The organism is Streptomyces sp. NPDC096012, from assembly GCF_040426375.1.
Lineage (GTDB): Bacteria > Actinomycetota > Actinomycetes > Streptomycetales > Streptomycetaceae > Streptomyces.
Map to the genome: position 1 here is coordinate 40177 of NZ_JBEOTD010000047.1, position 19376 is coordinate 59552.

Genomic DNA, 19376 nt, shown 5'->3' on the forward strand with positions numbered 1-19376 from the left:
GAGCCTGTTCACGGTCCGAGGAGAACCAGCCGATGTCCGACTCCCCCCTGCCGCCCGTACGGCTGCACCCCGAACCGGAGCTGGCGCGCGCCGCGCTGTCGACGCCGTTGCTCTCCCGCGCCGCCCGCCTCGCCCGCTGGGCCGGCCCGGGCACGCGGGTGGACGCCGGGGGCGGGCTCGTCGAGGAGCAGCTGCCGGCCGCCGCCGAGCTGCTCGGGCTGAGCGGTGACGACGCCGCCGCCTACGCGAGCGAGGCCTGGCGGGTCGCCCTGGACGCCGGTCTGGTCGAGATCGTGGACGAGGAGGCCGGCACCGTGGCGGCCGGCGCCGACCTCGCGCTGCTCACCGGCGGCTCCCCGCACGACGTGCTCGCCGTGTGGCTCGCCGCCCTGGAGACCGTCATCGCGGACGCGGGCGTTCCGGACCTGGACGGCCTGGCCGAGGCGCTGGACGAGAGCGGCGAGATCGATTTCTCGTCACTCGACTGGGACCCGGAGGCGGAGGTGGAGTTCCTCGACGGTGTCCTCGGCAACCTCTACCTGCTGACCGTGAGTGAGGACGGGCCCGGCGAGGGCGCCGTCCCGCTGCCCGCCCTCGCCGCGTCGATGCTCGTGCCCGACGACATGGGGGAGCCCACCAACGACGTCCTGGAGCAGGTCTCCGACGCCATGATGCGGCTCGACGACCAGTTCCGGCTGCTGGAGCCGATCGGCCTGGTGGAGTACCGGCCGGTGGACGAGGCGCTGATGGCCGACGCCGAGGAGGAGCCCGCCGCGCCGGTCGACGACACCGACGTCTCCCGCTACGGCATGGTCCGGCTCACCCCGCTCGGCGCCTACGGGCTGCGGACGCGGCTGCTGGAGGCCGGGATCGAGGCGCCGGCCGTGGGCGAACTCGCCGACAAGGGCGCGGACGCGCTGCTCGACGGCACGGCGCACTTCGGGCAGACCGCCGCGCGTGCCGAGACCGAGCACTGGCTCGCCCGTCGTGAATCCCTCGCCGCGGCACGGGAACTGCTCGCGGCGGCACGCGGCGCGGACGCGGGGGCGCCCCTGCGCAGGCTGCGCTGCCAGCAGGCGCTGTCGCTGGTCGGCGCGGAGGCCGAGCCCGCGCTGCGCGACGTCCTGGACGATCCCGAGCTGGGCGGGCTCGCCCGGGTGTGGCTGAGCGAGCGGGGCGCCGCCGAGGTGCCGCCGCCCTCGCAGGAGCTGGTGTTCTGGCTGACCATCGACACCGTGGCCGCGCAGCTGCAGGCCGAGGGCAACTCCGAGGAACTCCAGGCCCTCGTGGAGGGGCTCGCCGAGCAGCACGGCGGATTCTTCGCGGCGGCCTGGCGGGTGGAACACCCCGCGACGGCCGACGTGCTGGAGGCGATGGGGCGGCTGCACCCGGACAAGAAGGTGGCGAAGGAGGCCCGCAAGGCCGCGTTCAAGGCCCGCTCCCAGCAAGCGGGGTGACGCGGCGCGACGGCGGGGCCGGTGGGTTTCGCCGCTCATGGTGTGGTGCGTACGGATTCTCGGACAAGGGGCTCTGAGGTAGCCCGCCGTTCAACTCCCGTTCAGCGGCGGCCGGAAACCTGTGCGCCGAACCGCAGCCCGCCACCCTCCACGGCACACCCACCGTCACAGGAGACACCATGTCGCTCACCCGCAGGGACTTCGCCAGAACATCCGCGGTCACCGGTGTCGGGGTCGCGCTGGCGGGCGGCGTCGGCGCGCTCGCCACCGCGCCGAACGCCCTCGCGTCCACGGAGACCGACATCGCGGCCGCGGACGGCGCGTCGGCGCACGGCCACCACGGCGTCGGCTACGGACCGCTGATCCCCGACCCGAACGGCATCCTGGCCCTGCCCGCGGGCTTCACGTACAAGATCATCACCTACAGCGGCCGGACCAGGCTCGAGTCCGGCGAGTTCACCCCGTCCAACCACGACGGCACCGCCACCTTCGAAGGCCCGCGCGGCACCACCCTCCTCGTCAACAACCACGAGCTGGCCGGTGCCCGTGCCGACTGGCCGCACCCGGTGCCGCTCGCCGAGGGCCTCGTCTACGACCCGATGGCGGCCGGCGGCTGCACCGTCGTCGAGGTCCGCCGCGGTGGCGAGGTGGCCGAGTGGGTGGGCATCGCCGGCACCGCCACCAACTGCGCGGGCGGCAGCACCCCGTGGGGCACCTGGCTGACCTGCGAGGAGACCGAGGACAAGGCCGGCAAGAACGGCTTCACCAAGGACCACGGCTACGTCTTCGAGGTCGACCCGCAGGACCGCCGGGCCAACCGCGCCCCCAAGCCGGTCAAGGCCCTCGGCCGCTACGCCCACGAGGCCGTCGTCGTCGACCCCAAGCGCGGCCACCTCTACCTCACCGAGGACGCCTCCGGCCCCAACGGCCTGCTGTACCGCTGGACCCCGCCGCAGGGCTTCCACCACGGCCGCGGCAGGCTGCGCACCCTCGCCGACGACGCGGGCGTGCTCCAGGCCTTCAAGTGCTTCGACTCCGGCGGCAGGTTCGTCGACGACCTCTCCCGCGCCCCGCGGATCGGCACCGTCTACGGCGTCGACTGGGTGGACGTCCAGGACCGCGACGCCAGGACGGTGTCCGTCCGCAAGCAGTTCACCGAGGGCGAGGTCACCCGCGCCCGCAAGCTGGAGGGCATGTGGTGGGCCGACGGCGGCGCCTACGTCGTCTCCTCCTACGCCCGTGCCGAGAGTCCGGTCCGGCACGACGGCCAGGTCTGGTTCTACGACCCCAAGCGGCGCACCCTGACCCTGAAGGTCCTGCTCGGTGTGAACCCCGACCCGGCCGAGGACGGCCACTTCGACGGCCCGGACAACATCACCGTCTCCCCGTACGGCGGCCTGGTCATCGCGGAGGACGGCGAGGGCGTCCAGCACCTGTTCGGCGCCACCGACAGCGGCCGCACCTACCCGATCGCCCGCAACGAGCTGAACGCCGGCACCGCCGAGAAGCCCGAGTACAGCGAGTTCACCGGCGTCACCTTCTCGCCCGACGGCCGGACGCTGTTCGCCAACATCCAGACCCCGGGCATCATGCTCGCCATCACCGGCCCCTGGAAGCGGCAGAAGCGGTAGACGACGGCGACCCCACCACCCCCGACGGGCCGACGAGCGGAGACGCACGTCGGCCCGTCCGCGTACCGTACATACGCTTTGTGCCGGAATCACCGCCTCCGTGTCGAGCCGCGCAGCATAATGTCCGCACCACGACGGCCATCGGTGACGGAGGCGCTGTGCAGCGGATCGAGGGGGAGGACCTGCCGGAGCTCGTGCGCCGCCACCGCGGTGCCTGGGGCCAGGGCACGTTCCTGCGTCGCCTGCGCCAGTCCGAGCTGTCCGCACTCACGGCGGCCGGGACGGTGGTCGCCTTCGGCCCGGGTGAGCCGATCGTCACCGAGGGCGAGGCCGGCACGGACGTGTTCCTGCTGCTGTCCTCGACGGTGAAGGTCACCTCGCGGGCCGGCGAGGGACGCAGGAGGCTGCTCGCCGTGCGCGCCGGCGGTGACGTCATCGGGGAACTCGCCGCGCTGGAGGGCCAGCCGCGCGCGGCCACCGTGGAGGTGCGGGGCCGGGAACCGGCGTACGCCGTGCGGCTCGACGGGCCCCGGTTCCTGCAGTTGATGCGCGAGCTGCCCGACGCCCTCCTCGTGCTGGCCGCCTCCGTGGCCCGCAAACTCGGGGCGGCCACCCGCCGACGCTCCGGATCCGGGTGCTCGGCGGCGGTCCGGCTCGCGGGGGCGGTGGCCGACATGGCGGAGGACTACGGGAGGCGGACGAGTCCGCGCCGCACGGACGTGGCGATCGGCGTGGATCTCACCCAAGCCGAGTGGGGGGCGTTGATCGGAGTGAGCGAGAGCACCGCCTACCGCGCCCTGCAGGTCCTCAAGAGCCACCGTCTGGTCTCCGTCGAGTACCGCAGGACGGTGGTGCGCCACCTGCCGGAACTGCGCGCGTTCGCGCAGGCGTAGCCACCGGCCCGCTCTCGATGACGTCATTTGACGGCGACTTCTGGGCGGGAGCGGAAGGATGGTCATACTGCTGTTCCCGCGCCGCCCTTCTGTCTCGGTGTGCCGCGCAACCCGCCACTCGTCACTCCTGACAGGGGGTAACGGCAGATGTCCCTGGAACCGATCGAAGACTCCGGCCTGTACGTGCACACCTTCGGCGACCTGAAGGCGTACAGCGACAACGTGATGCACGCGCAGGAAGACCTGCTCCAGACCGCGCGGGGTGCGCGCGGCCGGGCCGCACTCACCGCACGCCTGGGCGGGCCGGCGGACTTCGTCCAGAACCATGGCGACGGTGAACTGGTTCGCTGGCCAGCCGCCGTCCGTGGGCTCGACATCCTGGACCGGTACCTGAGCGCGCTCGCCGTCGAGTTCCGCCGCGTCAACGAACGCCGCGCGGATCACGCCAAGGCGCGGCTGCGCGTCGCGGTGGTCGAGGGCTACTCCAGGCGCGTCGGTGACAACCTGGTCGGTCAGGCGCCCGTGACGGCCCGGCGCTTCCTCGACTGCTGGCAGGCCCGCCTGGCCCTCGACCTCTTTCCCGACCACCCCGTGGTCGCGGTCATCGACAGCGGGCTGTACGACCTTGCCCGGCAGCGCCTCGGCAGCCTCGAACCCGACCGGTTCCTCCCCATCCGCATCGGCCTTCCCGAGAAGGGCTTCGCGGATCAGGCCTGGCTGACGGTGCCGGGCTGCGACGCCTCGGAACTCGAACGGCTCCGCAAGGAAATCACCGCCCGGGACGTGGAGGCGGGCCCCGCACCGCCGCCGGAAACCCCGCGCCGCGCCGCCACGGCACGCACGCCGGGCGCCGGCACGGGCACCGCGGGCGACACCGACGCCGTCGCCCGGGGCGGTGCCGCACGTGACACCGGCGCCGCGGGCGAGGCCGACGCAGTGGGTGACGCCGGCGCCGCGGGTGACGCCGGCCGGGGTGGGAGGCGCCCGCGCTGGTGGACGGACCAGGCGGCCGCGACGATCGTCGCGGCGGTGATCGCCGCGGTGGCCGCGGTGGCCGCGGCCGTGGTGCCCGCACTTCCGTGGAACGACGACAAGCCCGGCACCACCGCACCGCGGCTCAGCGTCGATGGCACCTGCACCGCCCCCGGAGACCATCTCACCGTCTCCTCCGGCGGTTTCACCCCGGACGGCCCCTACACGGTCACCGTGACGGATCCCGACGGGCGGCCCTACCCGCTGTCCAACGGCAGCCGGGGCAGGGCCACCGGCCAGGGCGCCCTGAACACCGACTGGACGTGCGAGGCGAAGGACGCGGCGGGGGAGTACACGATGACCGTCACGGACGAGACCTCCCACAGGTCCGCGCGGGACACCTTCCAGGTGGACAAGGTCGGCTGAGCCCCGCACCTGCCCCGGGAACTACAAGCCGGCACAGCGCCCAGCGCTCAGCCCGGCACGGCGCTCAGCCCGGCACGGCGCCCAGCCCCGCACAGCGCTCACCCCGGGAGAGCGCCGAACCGGAGCAGCCGAACCGGCGCAGCACCGAACCGGAGCAGCCGAACCGGCGCAACAGCGAAGCCGAACAGCACCGAACCCGGCCGCCGACGTGGCGGCCGGGCCCTCTCGACAGCCCGCAACCTTCTGCATTCCCCCCTGAAGGGAGACACCCATGCGCCGGAACCGACGGCTGGCGGTGATCGCCGCCGGCGTGACCCTCCTCGGGTCCGCCACCTGGCTGGCGTCCGCCGTACCCGGAACCACTGCCGGACGCACCGATGTCCACACGTCCGCCGACGCCACGAAAAGCGCTTCCGGGGCCCTCGGAACGCCGTACGTGCACACCCGTCCGAAGGACGACGCGATGCCCGGCGCCGACGGCACGGTGACGCTCCGCAGCTGCCCGCTGGGCGGCGCCGACAAACCGCTGGGCCAGAACCCCTGGAGCCTCGACTGCATCGCGCTGGAACGGCTGGGCAACGGCACCACCGTGGCCATGCGGTGCTGGGCGAGCACCACACCGCCGCCCGACGAGGCGTCGGCGAAGTGGTTCAAGGTCGAGGTCACGAGCGGGCCGCAGAGCGGGAAGACGGGCTGGGTCTGGTCGGACCTGGTCCGCGACCAGACGCCCGGAACCGCCCAGTGCGACCACATCGGCCACGAGAAGGACCCGGCCGCCCCCGCCCCGGAGCCGCTCCACTTCGAGGTGACCGGCTCCTGCACGACCGAAGGAGGCGAACTGGCCTCGCGCAGCGGCCGGTTCACCCCAGGCGGTCCCTACTCCGTCGACGCGACCCGGCCGGACGGATCGGCCTACCCCCTCGCGCACGACTCCGGAACCGTGCGGGCCGACGGATCGGTCGTCTGGAAGTGGCCGTGCAAGGGCGACCCCGTCGGCACCTACACCACCCACCTCGTCGACCTGTCGACCGGACGCGAGGCCGAGGACACGTTCACCGTCGGACAGGCGCCCGCCCCGTCGGGCGGCGACTCCCCGGGCGGGGACACCTCCTCCGGTGGCGGCACGTCCCCGGGAAGCGGTTCCGACGAGTCCGGCGACGCCCGACCCGGGACCCCGGCGAGCCGGACCGTCACCGTCTCCAACAAGGTGACCAACGGCCCGAGCGAGATGCGCGAGGACGACAGCGCGGCCTACCTGTCCTCGGTCACGAAGAACCACTGCGCCGACGACCACTGCGCCGACGACCACTGCGCCCTCGCCGGCACGGAGTTGCACACCGGGGACACCGTCGCCGCCACCTGTCGCACCGAGGGGGACCGCACCACCAACGGTGAGGACCGCAACGCCCGCGACGACGGCAACCCCGGGCTCGCCGAGTCCACCCTCTGGTACGGCGTCCGCTGGACCGACGGCCGGTTCGGCTATCTCTCCGTCGTCTGGATCCGGCCGGACCAGCGTGGAGGGCTCGGTCTGCCCTCCTGCTGAACACCTGCGGACAACCCGGTGACGGCGTGATGCGCCGTCGATTCGCTCGCTGCCCTCGCGGCCCGTTCCCGAGAGCGTCACCGACGAGCAGTACGCGCCCGGCCGGCACGGTGACCGCCCCGCGCGGATCCCGGCGCGGATCCCGGTCTGCACCTGGCACCTGGAGGGCTGTCGGGCGGGCCGCGGCCCCTCCGGCACGGGCAACCGGCGCACCTTCGGAGGCCTTTCGGACGCGGTCTTCCGGCTGGTGCCACTGCGGGAAGCGGCCGGCGGCACCCGCCGGCCCTGGCAGCACTGACCCGGGCCGCCCAGCCTCGTCGCGTCTGCCGCCGAAGTCCGGCCCGGGGCCGGGGCGGATAGCATGCGGAGACAGTCGCCGGTTCGCGAGGAGTTGCTGGATGGCACCGGTCAGGCCCATGCGCGCGGACGCTCGGCGCAACTACGAGCGATTGCTGCGGGTGGCGGCGCAGGCCTTCGCCGAGCACGGGGAGAACGCGTCGCTCGACCGGATCGCCAAGCGGGCGGGCGTCGGCTCAGGCACCCTCTACCGGCACTTTCCGACCCGCCGGGCGCTGCTGGAGGCGGCGTACGTGGACCGGATCGAGGCGCTGGGCCGGCGTGCCGACGAACTGGCCGGGGAGCTGCCGCCGGGTGAGGCGCTGATGGAGTGGCTGCACGAGTGGTGTGTCGCCACGATCCAACTGCGCGGCATGAAGGTGCTGCTGGGGGCGGCGGTCACCGACGGCAGCCCGGCGGCGCGCACGGTGTGCGGTACGGCGGTGCAGGGGGCGGCGAGCCGGCTGGTGGGAGCGGCACAGGCCGAGGGGACCCTGCGGGCGGACCTGGAGCCGATCGAGGTGCTGCGGCTGGCGCACGGGATCGCCACTGCGTCGGAGCTCGGGAACGGGCACGTCGGGGAGATCCGCCGCTATCTGACCCTGCTGACGGAGGGACTGCGGCCGTAGCCCCCGGTGCCCGCTCCCCGGATCGGCCGGGAGGCAGGGCCCGATTCCCCACCCGGACGGGTGGCCATTGCCCGGCCCGGGCGCAGTCCCAGCGACCCGGCCACGCCCGATCGGCCCCCCGGGCGCGGCAGACCGATCGGGTGCGGCCGGGGCGGCGGCCGGAGCTCGCGGCGGCCGCCCCCGCCGTGCCTGGTCGCTACAGGGCCCCGGCCCCCGGCTTCACCATGTTCCGCACCGTGCGGGCCTTGACGAAGTCGCCGATGGCCGTCATGTCCCACTCACCGGAGAACTGGCGGACGAGCTTGGCCATCATCACGCCGGTCTGCGGCTCCGCGCCGGTGAGGTCGAAGCGGACGAGCTCCTCGCCGGTCGCCGTGTCCACGAGGCGGCAGTACGCCTTGGCGACCTCCGTGAACTTCTGGCCGGTGAAGGAGTTGACCGTGAAGACCAGACCCGTGACCTCCTGGGGGATGCGGCCGAGGTCGACCACGATGACCTCGTCGTCACCCGCGCCCTCACCGGTGAGGTTGTCGCCGGAGTGCTTGACCGCGCCGTTCAGGATGGTCAGCTTGCCGAAGTAGCAGCTGTCGATGTGGTTGCGCTGCGGACCGTAGGCGATGACCGAGGCGTCCAGGTCGATGTCCCTGCCGTGGAAGGCGGGCTCCCAGCCGAGGCCCATCTGCACCCGGGAGAGCAGCGGCCGGCCGCCCTTGACCAGGGAGACGGTCTGGTTCTTCTGGAGGCTGACCCGGCCCTTGTCCAGGTTGATCTTCCCGGCACCGGGCGCCGGAGGGGCGGGCGGTGCCGCAGCAGCCGGGGGAGCCGACGGGACCGGGGGTGCGGACACCGCCGGGGCCGGCGCGGCGGCCGGCTGCGGCGGGGCGGCGGGGGTGGCGGCCGGTTCCTCCACCGTCACGCCGAAGTCCGTCGCGATACCGGCCAGCCCGTTCGCATACCCCTGGCCGACGGCGCGGGCCTTCCACTGGCCGTTGCGCCGGTAGATCTCCACGATGACCAGCGCCGTCTCCGCGCCGAGCCGCGGCGGGGTGAACGTCGCCAGTGCGGCGCCGCCGTCCGCGTCGCGGATCGTGGCCGTCGGCTCGATGCCCTGGAAGGTCTGGCCGGGCGCGTCCGGGCTGGCCGTGACCACGATCTTGTCGATGTCCGGCGGCACGGCGGCGGTGTCCACCGTGATCGCGTCCGGCGCGGCACCGCCGCCGGACCGGTACGTCACGCCCGGTCCGGTGGGCTGGTTGTAGAAGATGAAGTCGGCGTCGGAACGCACCTTGCCGTCGCCCGTGAGCAGCAGGCCCGACACGTCGAGCCGCACCGGAGCGGCGACGTCCACCGTCACGCGCGCGGCGGTAAGAGGGATGTTCGAGCCAGGGGTCATAGCTGTCATGCCGGGTGAACGAGCGGCACCGCTTTACCGTTCCCTTACCCGCCGAACGGGCTACGGCACCACGACGATCTTGCGTCCCACGCCCGCGGCGAACTGCTCCAGCGCCTGCGGGTACCGCTCCAGCGGGATCCGGTCGCTGATGAACACGTCCGGGTCCAGCACCCCGCCCGCGAACAGCTCGGCCGCCCGCTCGAAGCTGTGCAGCACGGCCATGGAACCGGTGACGGTGATCTCCTGGTTGTAGATCCGGTACGGGTCGATCGTCACCCGGGTCGCGTAGTCGGCCACCCCGAACTGCAGGAACGTGCCCGCCTTCGCCACCCGGTCCAGACCGTCCTGGATGGCCGCCGCGTTGCCGGTGGCGTCCACCACCACGTCCCAGCCCTGCGGCCGGTCCAGTTCGTCGGCGCCGGCCGCCGCACCCGTGACGCCCAGCCGGCGGGCCGTCTCCAGTCGGGCCGGGTTCACGTCGACGACGTCCACGCTCGCGGCGCCCGTGCGCTTGGCCAGCTCCAGCATCATCAGCCCCATGGTGCCCGAGCCGTAGATCAGGACGTGGGCGCCCAGCCTCGACCTCAGCACGTCGTAACCGCGCACCGCGCAGGACAGCGGCTCCACCAGGGCCGCGTCCTCGGTGCGCACGTGCTCGGGCAGCTTCACGCAGTTCGCCACGGGCGCCACCGCGTAGCGGGCCGCGCCGCCCGCCGTCGTCACACCGATCGCCGCCCACCGCTCGCACAGGTTGTTGTGACCGTCACGGCAGTAGCGGCACTCGTAACAGTAGAGGGACGGGTCCACGGCCACCCGGTCGCCGACCGCGACCTCGGTGACCTGGGTGCCGACGCCGACGATCTCGCCCGCGAACTCGTGCCCGGGGACGATCGGCAGCTTGGGCGCGAACTCCCCCTGGAGGATGTGCAGGTCGGTACCGCACAGGCCGCACGCGGCGACCTCGACGACGACCTCGCGTGGACCCGGCGTCGGATCGGGCACCTCGGTGACGACGGCGCGGCCCACGGACTCGATGACGGCGGCCTTCATTTCACGGCTCCCAACGACAGGCCCTGGACGAGTTTGTCCTGGGCGGCGAACCCCGCGGCGAGCACCGGCAGGGAGACGACGAGCGACGCGGCGCACACCTTGGCCAGGAAGAGGCCCTGGCTGGTGATGAAGCCGGTCAGGAAGACGGGGGCGGTCTCGGCGACCACGCCCGTCAGGACCCGGGCGAACAGCAGCTCGTTCCAGCTGAAGATGAAGCAGATCAGGGCGGTGGCGGCGATGCCGGGCAGGGCGATCGGGGCCACCACGCGCGCGAGGATGACGGGCAGGCGGGCGCCGTCCACCCGGGCCGCCTCGATGACGGCGACCGGTACCTCGGCGAGGAAGGACTGCATCATCCACACCGCGATCGGCAGGTTCATGGAGGTGTAGAGGATGACGAGGAGCCAGATGTTGTCCAGCATCCCCGCGTTCTTGGCGAAGAGGTAGATCGGCAGCAGGCCCGCGACGGCGGGCAGCATCTTGGTGGACAGGAAGAAGAACAGCACGTCCGTCCACTTCCGCACCGGCCGGATCGACAGCGCGTAGGCCGCCGGCAGGGCCAGCAGCAGGACGCAGAGCGTCGAGGCGACCGAGGCCACCGTGGAGTTGACCAGCGCGGGCCAGGGGCTCGCGCCGCCACCGCTGCCGAAGAACTCGCGGTAGCCGTCCAGGGTGAGCGAGGCGGCGAAGGACGGCGGGTTGGCCGCCGCGTCCGACTCGGAGTGGAAGGACGTCAGCGCCATCCACGCGATCGGCAGGAAGAACAGGATTCCGGTCAGCCAGGCCAGCAGACCGAGACCACCTCTGCGTACGGCGTTCATGCGCGGGACGCCTCCTCGCGGAACAGGGACGACACCACGCGCAGGGCGAAGGTCGCGATGACGATCGAGCCGATGACCACCAGGACGCCCGCGGCGGAGGCGAGCCCGTTCTCGTGGGCCTGGTAGAAGCTCTGGTAGACGGTGTAGGGCAGGTTGGCGGTGCCGAGCCCGCCGGAGGTGATCGTGAAGACCGCGTCGAAGTTCTGCACGATGTAGATCGACCCGAGCAGGGCGCCCAGCTCCAGGTAGCGGCGCAGATGGGGCAGGGTCAGATGGCGGAAGACCTGCCAGTCGCTCGCGCCGTCGACCCGGGCCGCCTCGATCTGCTGCTGGTCCCGGCTCTGCAGTCCGGCCAGCAGGATCAGCATCATGAACGGCGTCCACTGCCAGACCAGGGAGGCCTCCACCGCGAGCAGCGGGGTGCGGGAGATCCAGTCGGGCTGTGGGCCGCCCACATAGTGCAACAACCCATTGAACAGGCCGTATTCGGGGTTGTAGAGCACATGTTTCCAGAGCAGCGCCGCGGCCACGGGCACCACCAGGAAGGGGGCGATGAGCAGGGTGCGGACGATGCCGCGGCCGCGGAACCGCCGGTCCAGCAGCAGGGCCAGTGCCAGTCCCAGCACCAGGCTGGCCAGCACCACGGCCACCGTGAGCAGCACGGTCGTCCACACCGAGTGGCGCAGATCGGCGTCGGTCAGCACCTGGTGGTAGTTGTCCAGGCCGGTGAAGTGACGGGCCTTGGGGTAGAGCGCGTTCCAGTCGAAGAAGGAGATCACCAGCGTGGCCACGAAGGGCAGCTGGGTCACCACGATCATGAAGACCAGGGCCGGCAGCAGCGGGGCGCGGGTGGCCCAGGCGCGCAGCCGGGCCGGGGGCTGCCGCACCGTCCGGGCGGGGGTGGCCGTGAGCGGGGCCGTCGTCGCTGTCATCGTCCCTCGTACTCCTTGGCGATCTTCTCGGCGAGTTGCTGGGACTTCCGCAGGGCCGAGTCGACGGACGTGCGCCCGGCGATGGCCGCGCTGATCTCCTGGGAGACCTTGGTGCCCAGGTCGGTGAACTCGGGGATGCCGACGAACTGGATGCCGGGCGCGGGGCGCGGCTGCACGCCGGGGTCGTTCGGACGGGCGCTCTCGATGGCCTGCCTGGTCATGTCCTGGAAGGCGGCGGCCTCCTTGCGGTAGGCGGCGTTCGTGTAGGTCGACGCCCGCTTGCCGGCGGGGGCGTTCGACCAGCCGCTGGTGTCGCCGACCAGTTGCTCGTAGCCCTTGCCGGAGGCCCAGGAGATGAACTTCCAGGCCTTGTCGGGGTTGCGGGAGGCCTTCTGTATGCCCCACGCCCAGGTGTAGAGCCAGCCCGAGGAGCGGGTCTTCTCCACCGGGGCGGGGGCGTAGCCGAGCTTGCCCTTGACCGGGGACCCCGCCGCCTCCAGCAGGCCCGCCGCGGAGGTGGCGTCGTACCACATGGCGACCTTGCCCTGGGTCATGTTGTTCAGGCACTCGGCGAAGCCGGACTGGGCGGCGCCGGACTCGCCGTGCCTGCGGACCAGGTCGACATAGAACTTCGTCGCCTTTTCGAAGGCCGGCGAGTCGAGCCGTGCCTTCCAGTCCTTGTCGAACCAGGTGCCGCCGAACGTGTTCACGACCGTCGTGAGCGGCGCCATCAGCTCGCCCCAGCCGGGCAGTCCGCGCAGACAGACGCCCCTCATGCCGGGCCGCGCGCCGTCCACCTCGGCGGCGAGGGCGGCGACCTGCTGCCAGGTCGGGTGGGCGGGCATCGTCAGGCCCTTCGCCGCGAACACGTCCTTGCGGTACATGAGGAACGACGACTCGCCGTAGAAGGGCTGCCCGTAGAGCTTGCCGTCGTCGCCGGTGAGGGACTGGCGCATCGGCTTCAGCACGTCCTGCTCGTCGTACGACGGGTCCTTCGCGACGTAGCCGTTCATCTCGTGCAGCCAGCCGTTGCGGGCGTATATCGGTATCTCGTAGTTGGACAGGGTGGCCACGTCGTACTGGCCGGACTGGTTGGCGAAGTCCTGGCTGATCTTGTCGCGCACGTCGTTCTCGGGCAGGACCGTGAAGTTGACCTTGATGCCGGTGTCCTTGGTGAAGTGCGCGGCGGTCAGCTTCTGCAACTCGGTCATCTGGGGGTTGTTGACCATCAGGACGTTGATGGAGTCGCCGCCGGAACCGCTCCCGCCCGCGCCGACCCAGCAGCCGGAGAGCAGCGGGGCGAGCAGCGTCCCTGCGGCGGCCAGGGCGAGCGTGGCTCGCGGCCTCCGTCGGCTCGGGGTACGCATGGATCGCTCCTGGAGATATGGGGACGTAAGGGGCGCCCGGAGGTGTGGGACGCCCCAAGGGGGTGAGGGGAGACTTCAGACCCTGATGACCTGCGGGCCCAGCAGGGAGTATCGGTGGGCCTCCGAGGCCGGCAACTGGGTGCTCGTCACGATCGCCTCCAGCGTGCCGACCTCGGCGAACCGGCAGAAGCTGACCGCCCCGAACTTGGTGTGCACGCCCGCGAACACCGTCCGCCGCGCGGCCCGGACCGCCTGCGCCTTGACCTCGCTGACCGCCGGGTCGGGGGTGGTCAGGCCGTGCTCGCGGGAGATGCCGTTGGCGCCGATGTAGGCGAGGTCGACGACGAAGCCGGCCAGCATCTTCGTCGTCCAGTGGTCGACGGTGGCCAGCGTGCCCGGGCGGACCCGGCCGCCGAGCAGCAGCACCGAGACGTGCTCGGCCTCCGCGAGGGCGCCCGCGACCGGCAGGGACGCGGTGACGACGGTCAGCGGCCGGTTCCTCGGCAGCGCCTCGGCGATGAGCTGCGGGGTGAAGCCCTCGTCGACGAACACGGTCTCGGCGTCCCCGAGCAGTTCGGCCGCGGCGGCCGCGATCCGGCGCTTCTCGGGCACGTGGCTGGTGGCGCGGAAGGCGAGCGTCGTCTCGAAGCCGGCGCTCTCCACCGGACTGGCGCCCCCGTGGGTGCGGCGGACCAGGCCGTGACCCTCCAGAACGCGCAGATCACGCCGGATGGTCTCCCTGGCCACGCCCAGCTCGGCGGCGAGCGCGGTGACGTCCACCGAGCCGGTGGAGCGCGCGGCCCGCACGATCTCGCGCCGGCGTTCCTCCGCCGTCCTGGTGCCCATGTCGTCACCCACTTCCCCATCGAGCTGCCCGTTCGGGCCCATGGGGGAAGTTCTACAGTCGGAGCGCGGCACTGACCAGGCCTGTTGCAGGCCCGATAGTGCCCGGGTGTGCCCGTTCGCCGCGCGGTGTGCCCGCCGCGGACCTGCGGGGCCGGGGGAGACGGGGTGGGAGCGGGCACCCCGGATGCCCGAACACGGCGGCGGGCGGGCCCGTTCGGTGCCCGCCCGCGCGCGTGGGGCGATCGTTTCACGCCGTCCGAGGCCTTCCGGAGGCCCGCTACGGCGGGTTCGGCCAGGTCGCCGTGCGGCTCGGTGAGACCGGGTGGCCGGTTGGGTGGGGGTCGTGCGGCTCGGTGGGGCCGGGTGGCCGGTTCGGTGAAGTGGTCGAGCGGCTCGGTGGGGCCGAAGCCGGCCGGTTGGGTGAGTCGGTCGCGCGGCTCAGTAGGGCCAGATGGGCGGGTCGTTGACGAAGTGGCCGCCCAGGTGGCTCTGGGCCGGGTTCCGCGGGTCCAGTTCGCCCTGCTCGGCGATCAGCTTCTCCGCGTACGGCTCCGAATCGTCCCGGGGCTCGTAGCCGAGCGCCCGTGCGCTCGAGAGGTCCCACCACAGACGTGTGTTGGCGGAGGAGCCGTAGACCACCGTGTGGCCGACGCTCTCGGCGGTGAGCGCCGCGTGGAAGAGGCGGGCGCCGTCGGCCGGGCTCATCCACACCGAGAGCATGCGCACGCTGTTCGGCTCCGGGAAGCAGGAGCCGATGCGGACCGAGACGGTCTCCAGGCCGTGCTTGTCCCAGTAGAGCTGGGCCAGGTCCTCGCCGAAGGACTTCGACAGACCGTAGAAGGTGTCCGGGCGGCGCGGGGTGTCGACCGGGATGAGCGGATCGCCCTCCCCCGGGGCCGGGGTGAAGCCGACGGCGTGGTTGGAGGAGGCGAAGACGATCCGGGGCACGCCTTCGAGGCGGGCGGCCTCGTACAGGTTGTAGGTGCCCTCGATGTTCGACCGCAGGATCTTCTCGAAGGGCGCCTCCAGGGAGATCCCCGCGAGATGCACGATCGCGTCGACACCCCGGACCGCCTCGCGCAGGGCGTCCTTGTCGGAGAGGTCCGCGGTGATCGCGCCGGGCTCGTCCTCGACGGGGCGCATGTCGAACAGGCGCAGTGCGTAGCCGTACTCCGGCAGCAGGGACCGCATCAGGGTGCCGAGCCCGCCGGCGGCGCCGGTGAGCAGAACGGTGCGGGGAGCGGGCATCCTCGGTCTCCTTGACGTCAACGGCCGTATCTGTAGACCAGATTCACATGCGTGGACACGCTAGGGAGGGGTGGCGTGTCGCGTCAAGTGTGCCGTGACGTGACGGAATTCCGCCGCTGTCTTGGGTGTTCGTGCGCTTGACCCGCTCCGAGGGGGGCCCGTAGCGTGAGATCGTTCAGAGATATGGACGATGGTCAGAAGCATGCACCGATAGGGAGCGCTCGTGACGCCTGCCCCGCTCGCCGCCCGGCTCCGCGATCCGAGCGGGCCGCTCTTCTTCCCCGTCACCGCCTACGGCCCGGACGGCTCACTCGACCTCGACGTCTACCGCACCCACGTGCGCCGCGGCGTCGCGGCCGGTGCCGCCGCCGTGTTCGCCTGCTGCGGCACCGGGGAGTTCCACGCGCTGCTGCCGGAGGAGTTCGAGGCCTGTGTCCGGGTGGCCGTGGAGGCGGCCGAGGGGCGGGTCCCGGTGGTGGCGGGCGCCGGCTACGGCACCGCGCTCGCCGTGCGCTACGCGCGTCTCGCCGCGGGCGCGGGCGCCGACGGCCTGCTCGCCATGCCGCCGTATCTGGTGCTCGCCGGTCAGGAGGGCCTGCTGCGGCACTATCGGGAGATCGCCGTGGCCACGGCCCTGCCCGTCGTCGTCTACCAGCGCGACAACGCGGTCCTCACCCCGCGCACCGTGGCCGAACTGGCCCGCACCGACCGTGTCATCGGCCTCAAGGACGGCGTGGGCGACCTCGACCTCATGCAGCGGATCGTCAGCGCCGTCCGCACCGAGGCCCGCGGCGACTTCCTGTACTTCAACGGCCTGCCCACCGCCGAGCAGACCCAACTCGCCTACGGGGCCCTCGGCATCACCCTGTACTCGTCGGCCGTCTTCTGCTTCGCCCCGGAGATCGCGCTCGCCTTCCACCGGGCCCTGCGGACGGGCGACACGGCCACCGCGCACCGGCTGCTGGACGGTTTCTACCGCCCGTTCGTCGAACTGCGCGACCAGGGCCGGGGCTACGCGGTCTCCCTGGTCAAGGCCGGAGTGAGACTGCGCGGCCTGGACGTCGGCGAGGTCCGTCCCCCGCTGCACGAGCCGGCCGAGGACCACGTCAAGCAACTCGCCCAGCTGATCGAGCGCGGATACGCGCTGCTGGAGAAGGACGCGTGAGCGGGCGCGGGGAAACGCCGGCAGACCGGACGCCCGTGCGTGCCGCCGCCGTTGGAGGCCAGGCGGTGGGGCGTGCGGGTACGGCTGGGGGAAGGGGCCGGGTGAGGGGGCGTGCGGCTGCGGCCGGCGGAGGGGAGCGCACGGTGGGGCGTGCGGGCAGGGCTGTGGCAGGGGGCCGCGTGACCGGGCACCGCTTCCCGCTGATCGAGGAGGCGGCGTGAAGGCGTCGGCGTTCGTCTACCCCTGGGACGTGACCGGGGACCCCGAGGCCGCCGCACGCACGGCCCGGCTGGGCGTGGAGCAGGTGACCCTCGCCGCCGCCTACCACTCCACGCGGGCCCTGACCCCCCGCCACCCGGCCCACCGCATCGTCACCGCCGAGTACGCGGCCGTCCTCTATCCGCCGGGCGAGCGCTGGGCGGGCCGCGGCCTGCGCCCGTACCCCGCGGGCCGCTGGGCCCCCGGCGACGCGTACGGCGAGGCCGCCCGGGCCCTCGCCGAAGCGGGTCTGGAGGTGCACACCTGGGTCGTCCTCGCGCACAACTCCCGCCTCGGCTCCGAGCATCCGGACACCTCGGTCGTCAACGCCTACGGTGACCGCTATCCGTGGGCGCCCTGCATCGCCCAGCCCGCCACGCGCGCGTATCTGGCCGACCTGGCCGCCGAGGCGGCCGTACGCCCCGGCGCGCACGGCACCGAGCTGGAGTCCCTCGGCTGGTACGGACTCCAGCACCTGCACGCCCACGACAAGATCTCCGGGGTGGGTCTCGGAGATGCCGGGCAGTATCTGATGTCCCTGTGCTTCTGCCCGTCCTGCCGCGCGGGCTACGGCGAGCACGGTCTGGACGCCGACGGGTTGCCGGCGGCCGTGCGCACCGCGCTCGAGCCGCTGTGGCGGGGTACGGCCGCCGACGGGGGCTGGCCCACGGTCGGGAAGCTGCTCGGCGAGGAGACGGCGGCCGCCACGCGCGCGTGGCGCGAGCGGACCGCCCGCACGCTGCAGGAGGAGGCCGTCGCCGCGGTGCGCGCCGCCGCGCCCGCCGGTTTCCAGGTGCTGCTGCACGCCGACCCGGTCTCCTATCACTGCGGTGCCAACGCGGGCGTCGACCCCGCCCACATTCTGTCCGTGGCCGACGGCGTGGTGGTTCCCTGCGCGGGCGGTACGGAGCTGCTGGCGCCCTTCGCCGAACAGGCCCGGCGGGGGACGGTACTGGCCGCCAACCTCACCGTCGTCGCCGGGATGGGCGGCAGCCCCGGCACGCTCGCGGCGGACGCGGCACGCGCGCGTACGCAAGGGGCCACGGAACTGCGGCTGTATCACGCCGGTTTGGCGTCGGACGACGACCTGGCGGCGGTGCGCGAGGCGCTGACGGCACGCTGAGCGAGCCCGGCCGCCGTCAGCAGCAGTGCCAGGCCGTACAGCGGCAGCAGCAGCCCGGGGCCGGCCGGCTCGACCAGGCCGGCCCCCAGGGCGAGTCCGCCCACGGTCGGAGTGAAGACCAGCGTGTTGGCGGTGGCCGTCACGCGGCCGAGCAGCGCACCCGGGGTCTCGCACTGGACGGCGGTGAACACGGCGATCAGCACACACGGCAGGCCCAGACCGGCCGCCACCCCGGACACCAGGGCGACGGGGTCCGACGGCACGGCCCGCGCGGCCGTCGCGACCCCCGTGAGCGCGATCCCCGCCGCCGCGAACCGGCGCCCGCCGAAGCGGCGCAACGCCGGCCCCGACACGAGCCCCACCACCACGGAACCGGCACCCTGGAAGGAGTACAGCACGCCGGCGTAGGCGGGGGAGTGGCCGAGCCGGTCGACCACGGCGTACACCGTGGAGCCGGCGAGCCCGGACAGCAGCATCGTCGTACCGCCCGCCAGGACCAGCGGGCGCAGCCCCGGGTGGCCCCACAGGTACCGGACGCCCGCCGCGGTCCGCCGCCGGCCGTCACCCGGCCGGGCGGGCCGCTCCTCGCGCACCCGCAGCAGCGTGCACAGTCCGGCGGCGAGGACGAAGGTGAGGGCGTCCAGGCACACCACGGCCGGACCGCCGCAGACCGCGTACAGGCCCGCCCCGGTCAGCGGAGCGACGAGTTTCATGCCCTCGGTGACCGACATCCGCAGTCCGTTGAAGTCGCCGAGGAGGTCCGGGACGACGGCGGCGGCGACCAGCGCCGACTCGGCGGCGTCGTGGATCACGCCGGCGGTGCCGTACAGGAACAGGACGGTGAACAGCAGCCACAGCCGGCCGGCCGAGTCGACGGTGAACAGGGTGGGTGAGGAGCAGGACCGCCAGGCCCAGGTCCAGAACGACGAGCAGGGGCAGCCGCGGGAAACGGTCGGCGAGCGCGCCCAGCGCCGGGCCCGCCGGCGTGGGCGCCCACAGGGCGAGCGTGCACAGCGCGGCCAGGCCGTCGGACCCGGTGAGGTCCTTGACCCACACGCCCGACGCCAGCCACAGGGAGGAAGTGCCGAAGGCGGACACCACCAGCCCGGTCAGATACAGCCCGGCATTGCGGTCCCGCAGCACACGGATCACGGTCCAGGAAGTCGTCATGCCCGGCCATCGTGGTCCTAAGACGTCGTCTCATTTGGAGTGCTGGGTAATCTTCACTGTGTGGTGATGGTTGAGCGAATGGTGCCGGACGAGTTGTGGGAGCTGTTCCAGCG

The 19376-nt window shown here is 72.8% G+C and carries 15 protein-coding genes and 2 pseudogenes; 9 read left to right on the forward strand and 8 right to left on the reverse strand.

Going from position 1 to position 19376, the window contains the following annotated elements:
- Positions 1 to 32 precede the first annotated feature (32 nt).
- From ABVB68_RS32130 to ABVB68_RS32160, 7 genes and pseudogenes are all read left to right on the forward strand, one after another.
- Positions 33 to 1457, forward strand: coding sequence for a hypothetical protein (locus tag ABVB68_RS32130; RefSeq protein ID WP_353604710.1), 1425 nt, complete (start codon positions 33 to 35; stop codon positions 1455 to 1457).
- Positions 1458 to 1636: 179 nt separating this feature from the next.
- The gene (locus ABVB68_RS32135) at positions 1637 to 3088 is read left to right on the forward strand and encodes an alkaline phosphatase PhoX (RefSeq protein ID WP_353604711.1); all 1452 of its coding nucleotides are present in this window, start codon (positions 1637 to 1639) and stop codon (positions 3086 to 3088) included.
- Between the two features lie 158 nt (positions 3089 to 3246).
- Entirely contained in the window at positions 3247 to 3981 is a 735-nt protein-coding gene (locus ABVB68_RS32140) for a Crp/Fnr family transcriptional regulator (protein ID WP_353604712.1), read from the forward strand.
- 147 nt (positions 3982 to 4128) lie between these two features.
- Positions 4129 to 5379, forward strand: coding sequence for a hypothetical protein (locus ABVB68_RS32145; protein WP_353604713.1), 1251 nt, complete (start codon positions 4129 to 4131; stop codon positions 5377 to 5379).
- 271 nt (positions 5380 to 5650) lie between these two features.
- A complete protein-coding gene (locus ABVB68_RS32150) occupies positions 5651 to 6925 on the forward strand; it encodes a hypothetical protein (protein WP_353604714.1) in 1275 nt (424 codons plus the stop codon).
- A gap of 76 nt (positions 6926 to 7001) precedes the next feature.
- Positions 7002 to 7223, forward strand: a pseudogene (locus ABVB68_RS32155) (TROVE domain-containing protein); the annotation flags it as partial.
- A 100-nt stretch (positions 7224 to 7323) separates the two neighbouring features.
- A complete protein-coding gene (locus ABVB68_RS32160; protein ID WP_353604715.1) occupies positions 7324 to 7890 on the forward strand; it encodes a TetR/AcrR family transcriptional regulator in 567 nt (188 codons plus the stop codon).
- Positions 7891 to 8086: 196 nt separating this feature from the next.
- Here ABVB68_RS32160 and ABVB68_RS32165 read toward each other — a convergent pair whose 3' ends face one another.
- The 7 genes from ABVB68_RS32165 to ABVB68_RS32195 form a co-directional block, all read right to left on the reverse strand.
- Positions 8087 to 9283: a TerD family protein gene (locus ABVB68_RS32165; RefSeq protein WP_353604716.1), complete on the reverse strand. Its 1197-nt coding sequence runs from the start codon at positions 9281 to 9283 to the stop codon at positions 8087 to 8089.
- Positions 9284 to 9343: 60 nt separating this feature from the next.
- Positions 9344 to 10333 (reverse strand): zinc-dependent alcohol dehydrogenase family protein, encoded by a 990-nt coding sequence (locus ABVB68_RS32170; protein ID WP_353604717.1) that lies wholly within the window; start codon positions 10331 to 10333, stop codon positions 9344 to 9346.
- Positions 10330 to 11154, reverse strand: a complete 825-nt coding sequence (locus ABVB68_RS32175) for a carbohydrate ABC transporter permease (protein ID WP_353604718.1) — start codon at positions 11152 to 11154, stop codon at positions 10330 to 10332. Before ABVB68_RS32175 ends, ABVB68_RS32170 begins: the two co-directional genes overlap by 4 nt.
- Positions 11151 to 12086 (reverse strand): carbohydrate ABC transporter permease, encoded by a 936-nt coding sequence (locus ABVB68_RS32180; RefSeq protein ID WP_353604719.1) that lies wholly within the window; start codon positions 12084 to 12086, stop codon positions 11151 to 11153. Before ABVB68_RS32180 ends, ABVB68_RS32175 begins: the two co-directional genes overlap by 4 nt.
- Complete coding sequence (locus ABVB68_RS32185; RefSeq protein ID WP_353604720.1) at positions 12083 to 13453, reverse strand: ABC transporter substrate-binding protein; 1371 nt, start codon at positions 13451 to 13453, stop codon at positions 12083 to 12085. Before ABVB68_RS32185 ends, ABVB68_RS32180 begins: the two co-directional genes overlap by 4 nt.
- Before the next feature lie 75 nt (positions 13454 to 13528).
- The gene (locus tag ABVB68_RS32190) at positions 13529 to 14299 is read right to left on the reverse strand and encodes a DeoR/GlpR family DNA-binding transcription regulator (RefSeq protein WP_353604724.1); all 771 of its coding nucleotides are present in this window, start codon (positions 14297 to 14299) and stop codon (positions 13529 to 13531) included.
- 438 nt (positions 14300 to 14737) lie between these two features.
- Positions 14738 to 15547: an NAD-dependent epimerase/dehydratase family protein gene (locus ABVB68_RS32195; RefSeq protein ID WP_353604721.1), complete on the reverse strand. Its 810-nt coding sequence runs from the start codon at positions 15545 to 15547 to the stop codon at positions 14738 to 14740.
- Between the two features lie 223 nt (positions 15548 to 15770).
- Between ABVB68_RS32195 and ABVB68_RS32200 the strand changes: the two genes are divergently transcribed.
- Positions 15771 to 16712 (forward strand): 5-dehydro-4-deoxyglucarate dehydratase, encoded by a 942-nt coding sequence (locus ABVB68_RS32200; RefSeq protein ID WP_353604722.1) that lies wholly within the window; start codon positions 15771 to 15773, stop codon positions 16710 to 16712.
- A 217-nt stretch (positions 16713 to 16929) separates the two neighbouring features.
- Positions 16930 to 18093 (forward strand): hypothetical protein, encoded by a 1164-nt coding sequence (locus tag ABVB68_RS32205; protein ID WP_353604723.1) that lies wholly within the window; start codon positions 16930 to 16932, stop codon positions 18091 to 18093.
- On the opposite strand, the pseudogene ABVB68_RS32210 reads toward ABVB68_RS32205, so the two are convergent.
- Positions 18030 to 19263, reverse strand: a pseudogene (locus ABVB68_RS32210) (MFS transporter). The gene ABVB68_RS32205 and the pseudogene ABVB68_RS32210 sit on opposite strands and share 64 nt — an antisense overlap.
- Positions 19264 to 19376: the final 113 nt, after the last annotated feature.

Bases quoted from the DNA above. Each gene is read 5' to 3' on its own strand.
- ABVB68_RS32165 (WP_353604716.1), bottom strand. From the start codon at position 9,283: ATGACCCCTGGCTCGAACATCCCTCTTACCGCCGCGCGCGTGACGGTG.
- ABVB68_RS32150 (WP_353604714.1), top strand. From the start codon at position 5,651: ATGCGCCGGAACCGACGGCTGGCGGTGATCGCCGCCGGCGTGACCCTC.
- ABVB68_RS32135 (WP_353604711.1), top strand. From the start codon at position 1,637: ATGTCGCTCACCCGCAGGGACTTCGCCAGAACATCCGCGGTCACCGGT.
- ABVB68_RS32190 (WP_353604724.1), bottom strand. From the start codon at position 14,299: ATGGGCACCAGGACGGCGGAGGAACGCCGGCGCGAGATCGTGCGGGCC.
- ABVB68_RS32195 (WP_353604721.1), bottom strand. From the start codon at position 15,547: ATGCCCGCTCCCCGCACCGTTCTGCTCACCGGCGCCGCCGGCGGGCTC.
- ABVB68_RS32170 (WP_353604717.1), bottom strand. From the start codon at position 10,333: ATGAAGGCCGCCGTCATCGAGTCCGTGGGCCGCGCCGTCGTCACCGAG.
- ABVB68_RS32160 (WP_353604715.1), top strand. From the start codon at position 7,324: ATGGCACCGGTCAGGCCCATGCGCGCGGACGCTCGGCGCAACTACGAG.
- ABVB68_RS32185 (WP_353604720.1), bottom strand. From the start codon at position 13,453: ATGCGTACCCCGAGCCGACGGAGGCCGCGAGCCACGCTCGCCCTGGCC.
- ABVB68_RS32175 (WP_353604718.1), bottom strand. From the start codon at position 11,154: ATGAACGCCGTACGCAGAGGTGGTCTCGGTCTGCTGGCCTGGCTGACC.
- ABVB68_RS32145 (WP_353604713.1), top strand. From the start codon at position 4,129: ATGTCCCTGGAACCGATCGAAGACTCCGGCCTGTACGTGCACACCTTC.
- ABVB68_RS32130 (WP_353604710.1), top strand. From the start codon at position 33: ATGTCCGACTCCCCCCTGCCGCCCGTACGGCTGCACCCCGAACCGGAG.
- ABVB68_RS32180 (WP_353604719.1), bottom strand. From the start codon at position 12,086: ATGACAGCGACGACGGCCCCGCTCACGGCCACCCCCGCCCGGACGGTG.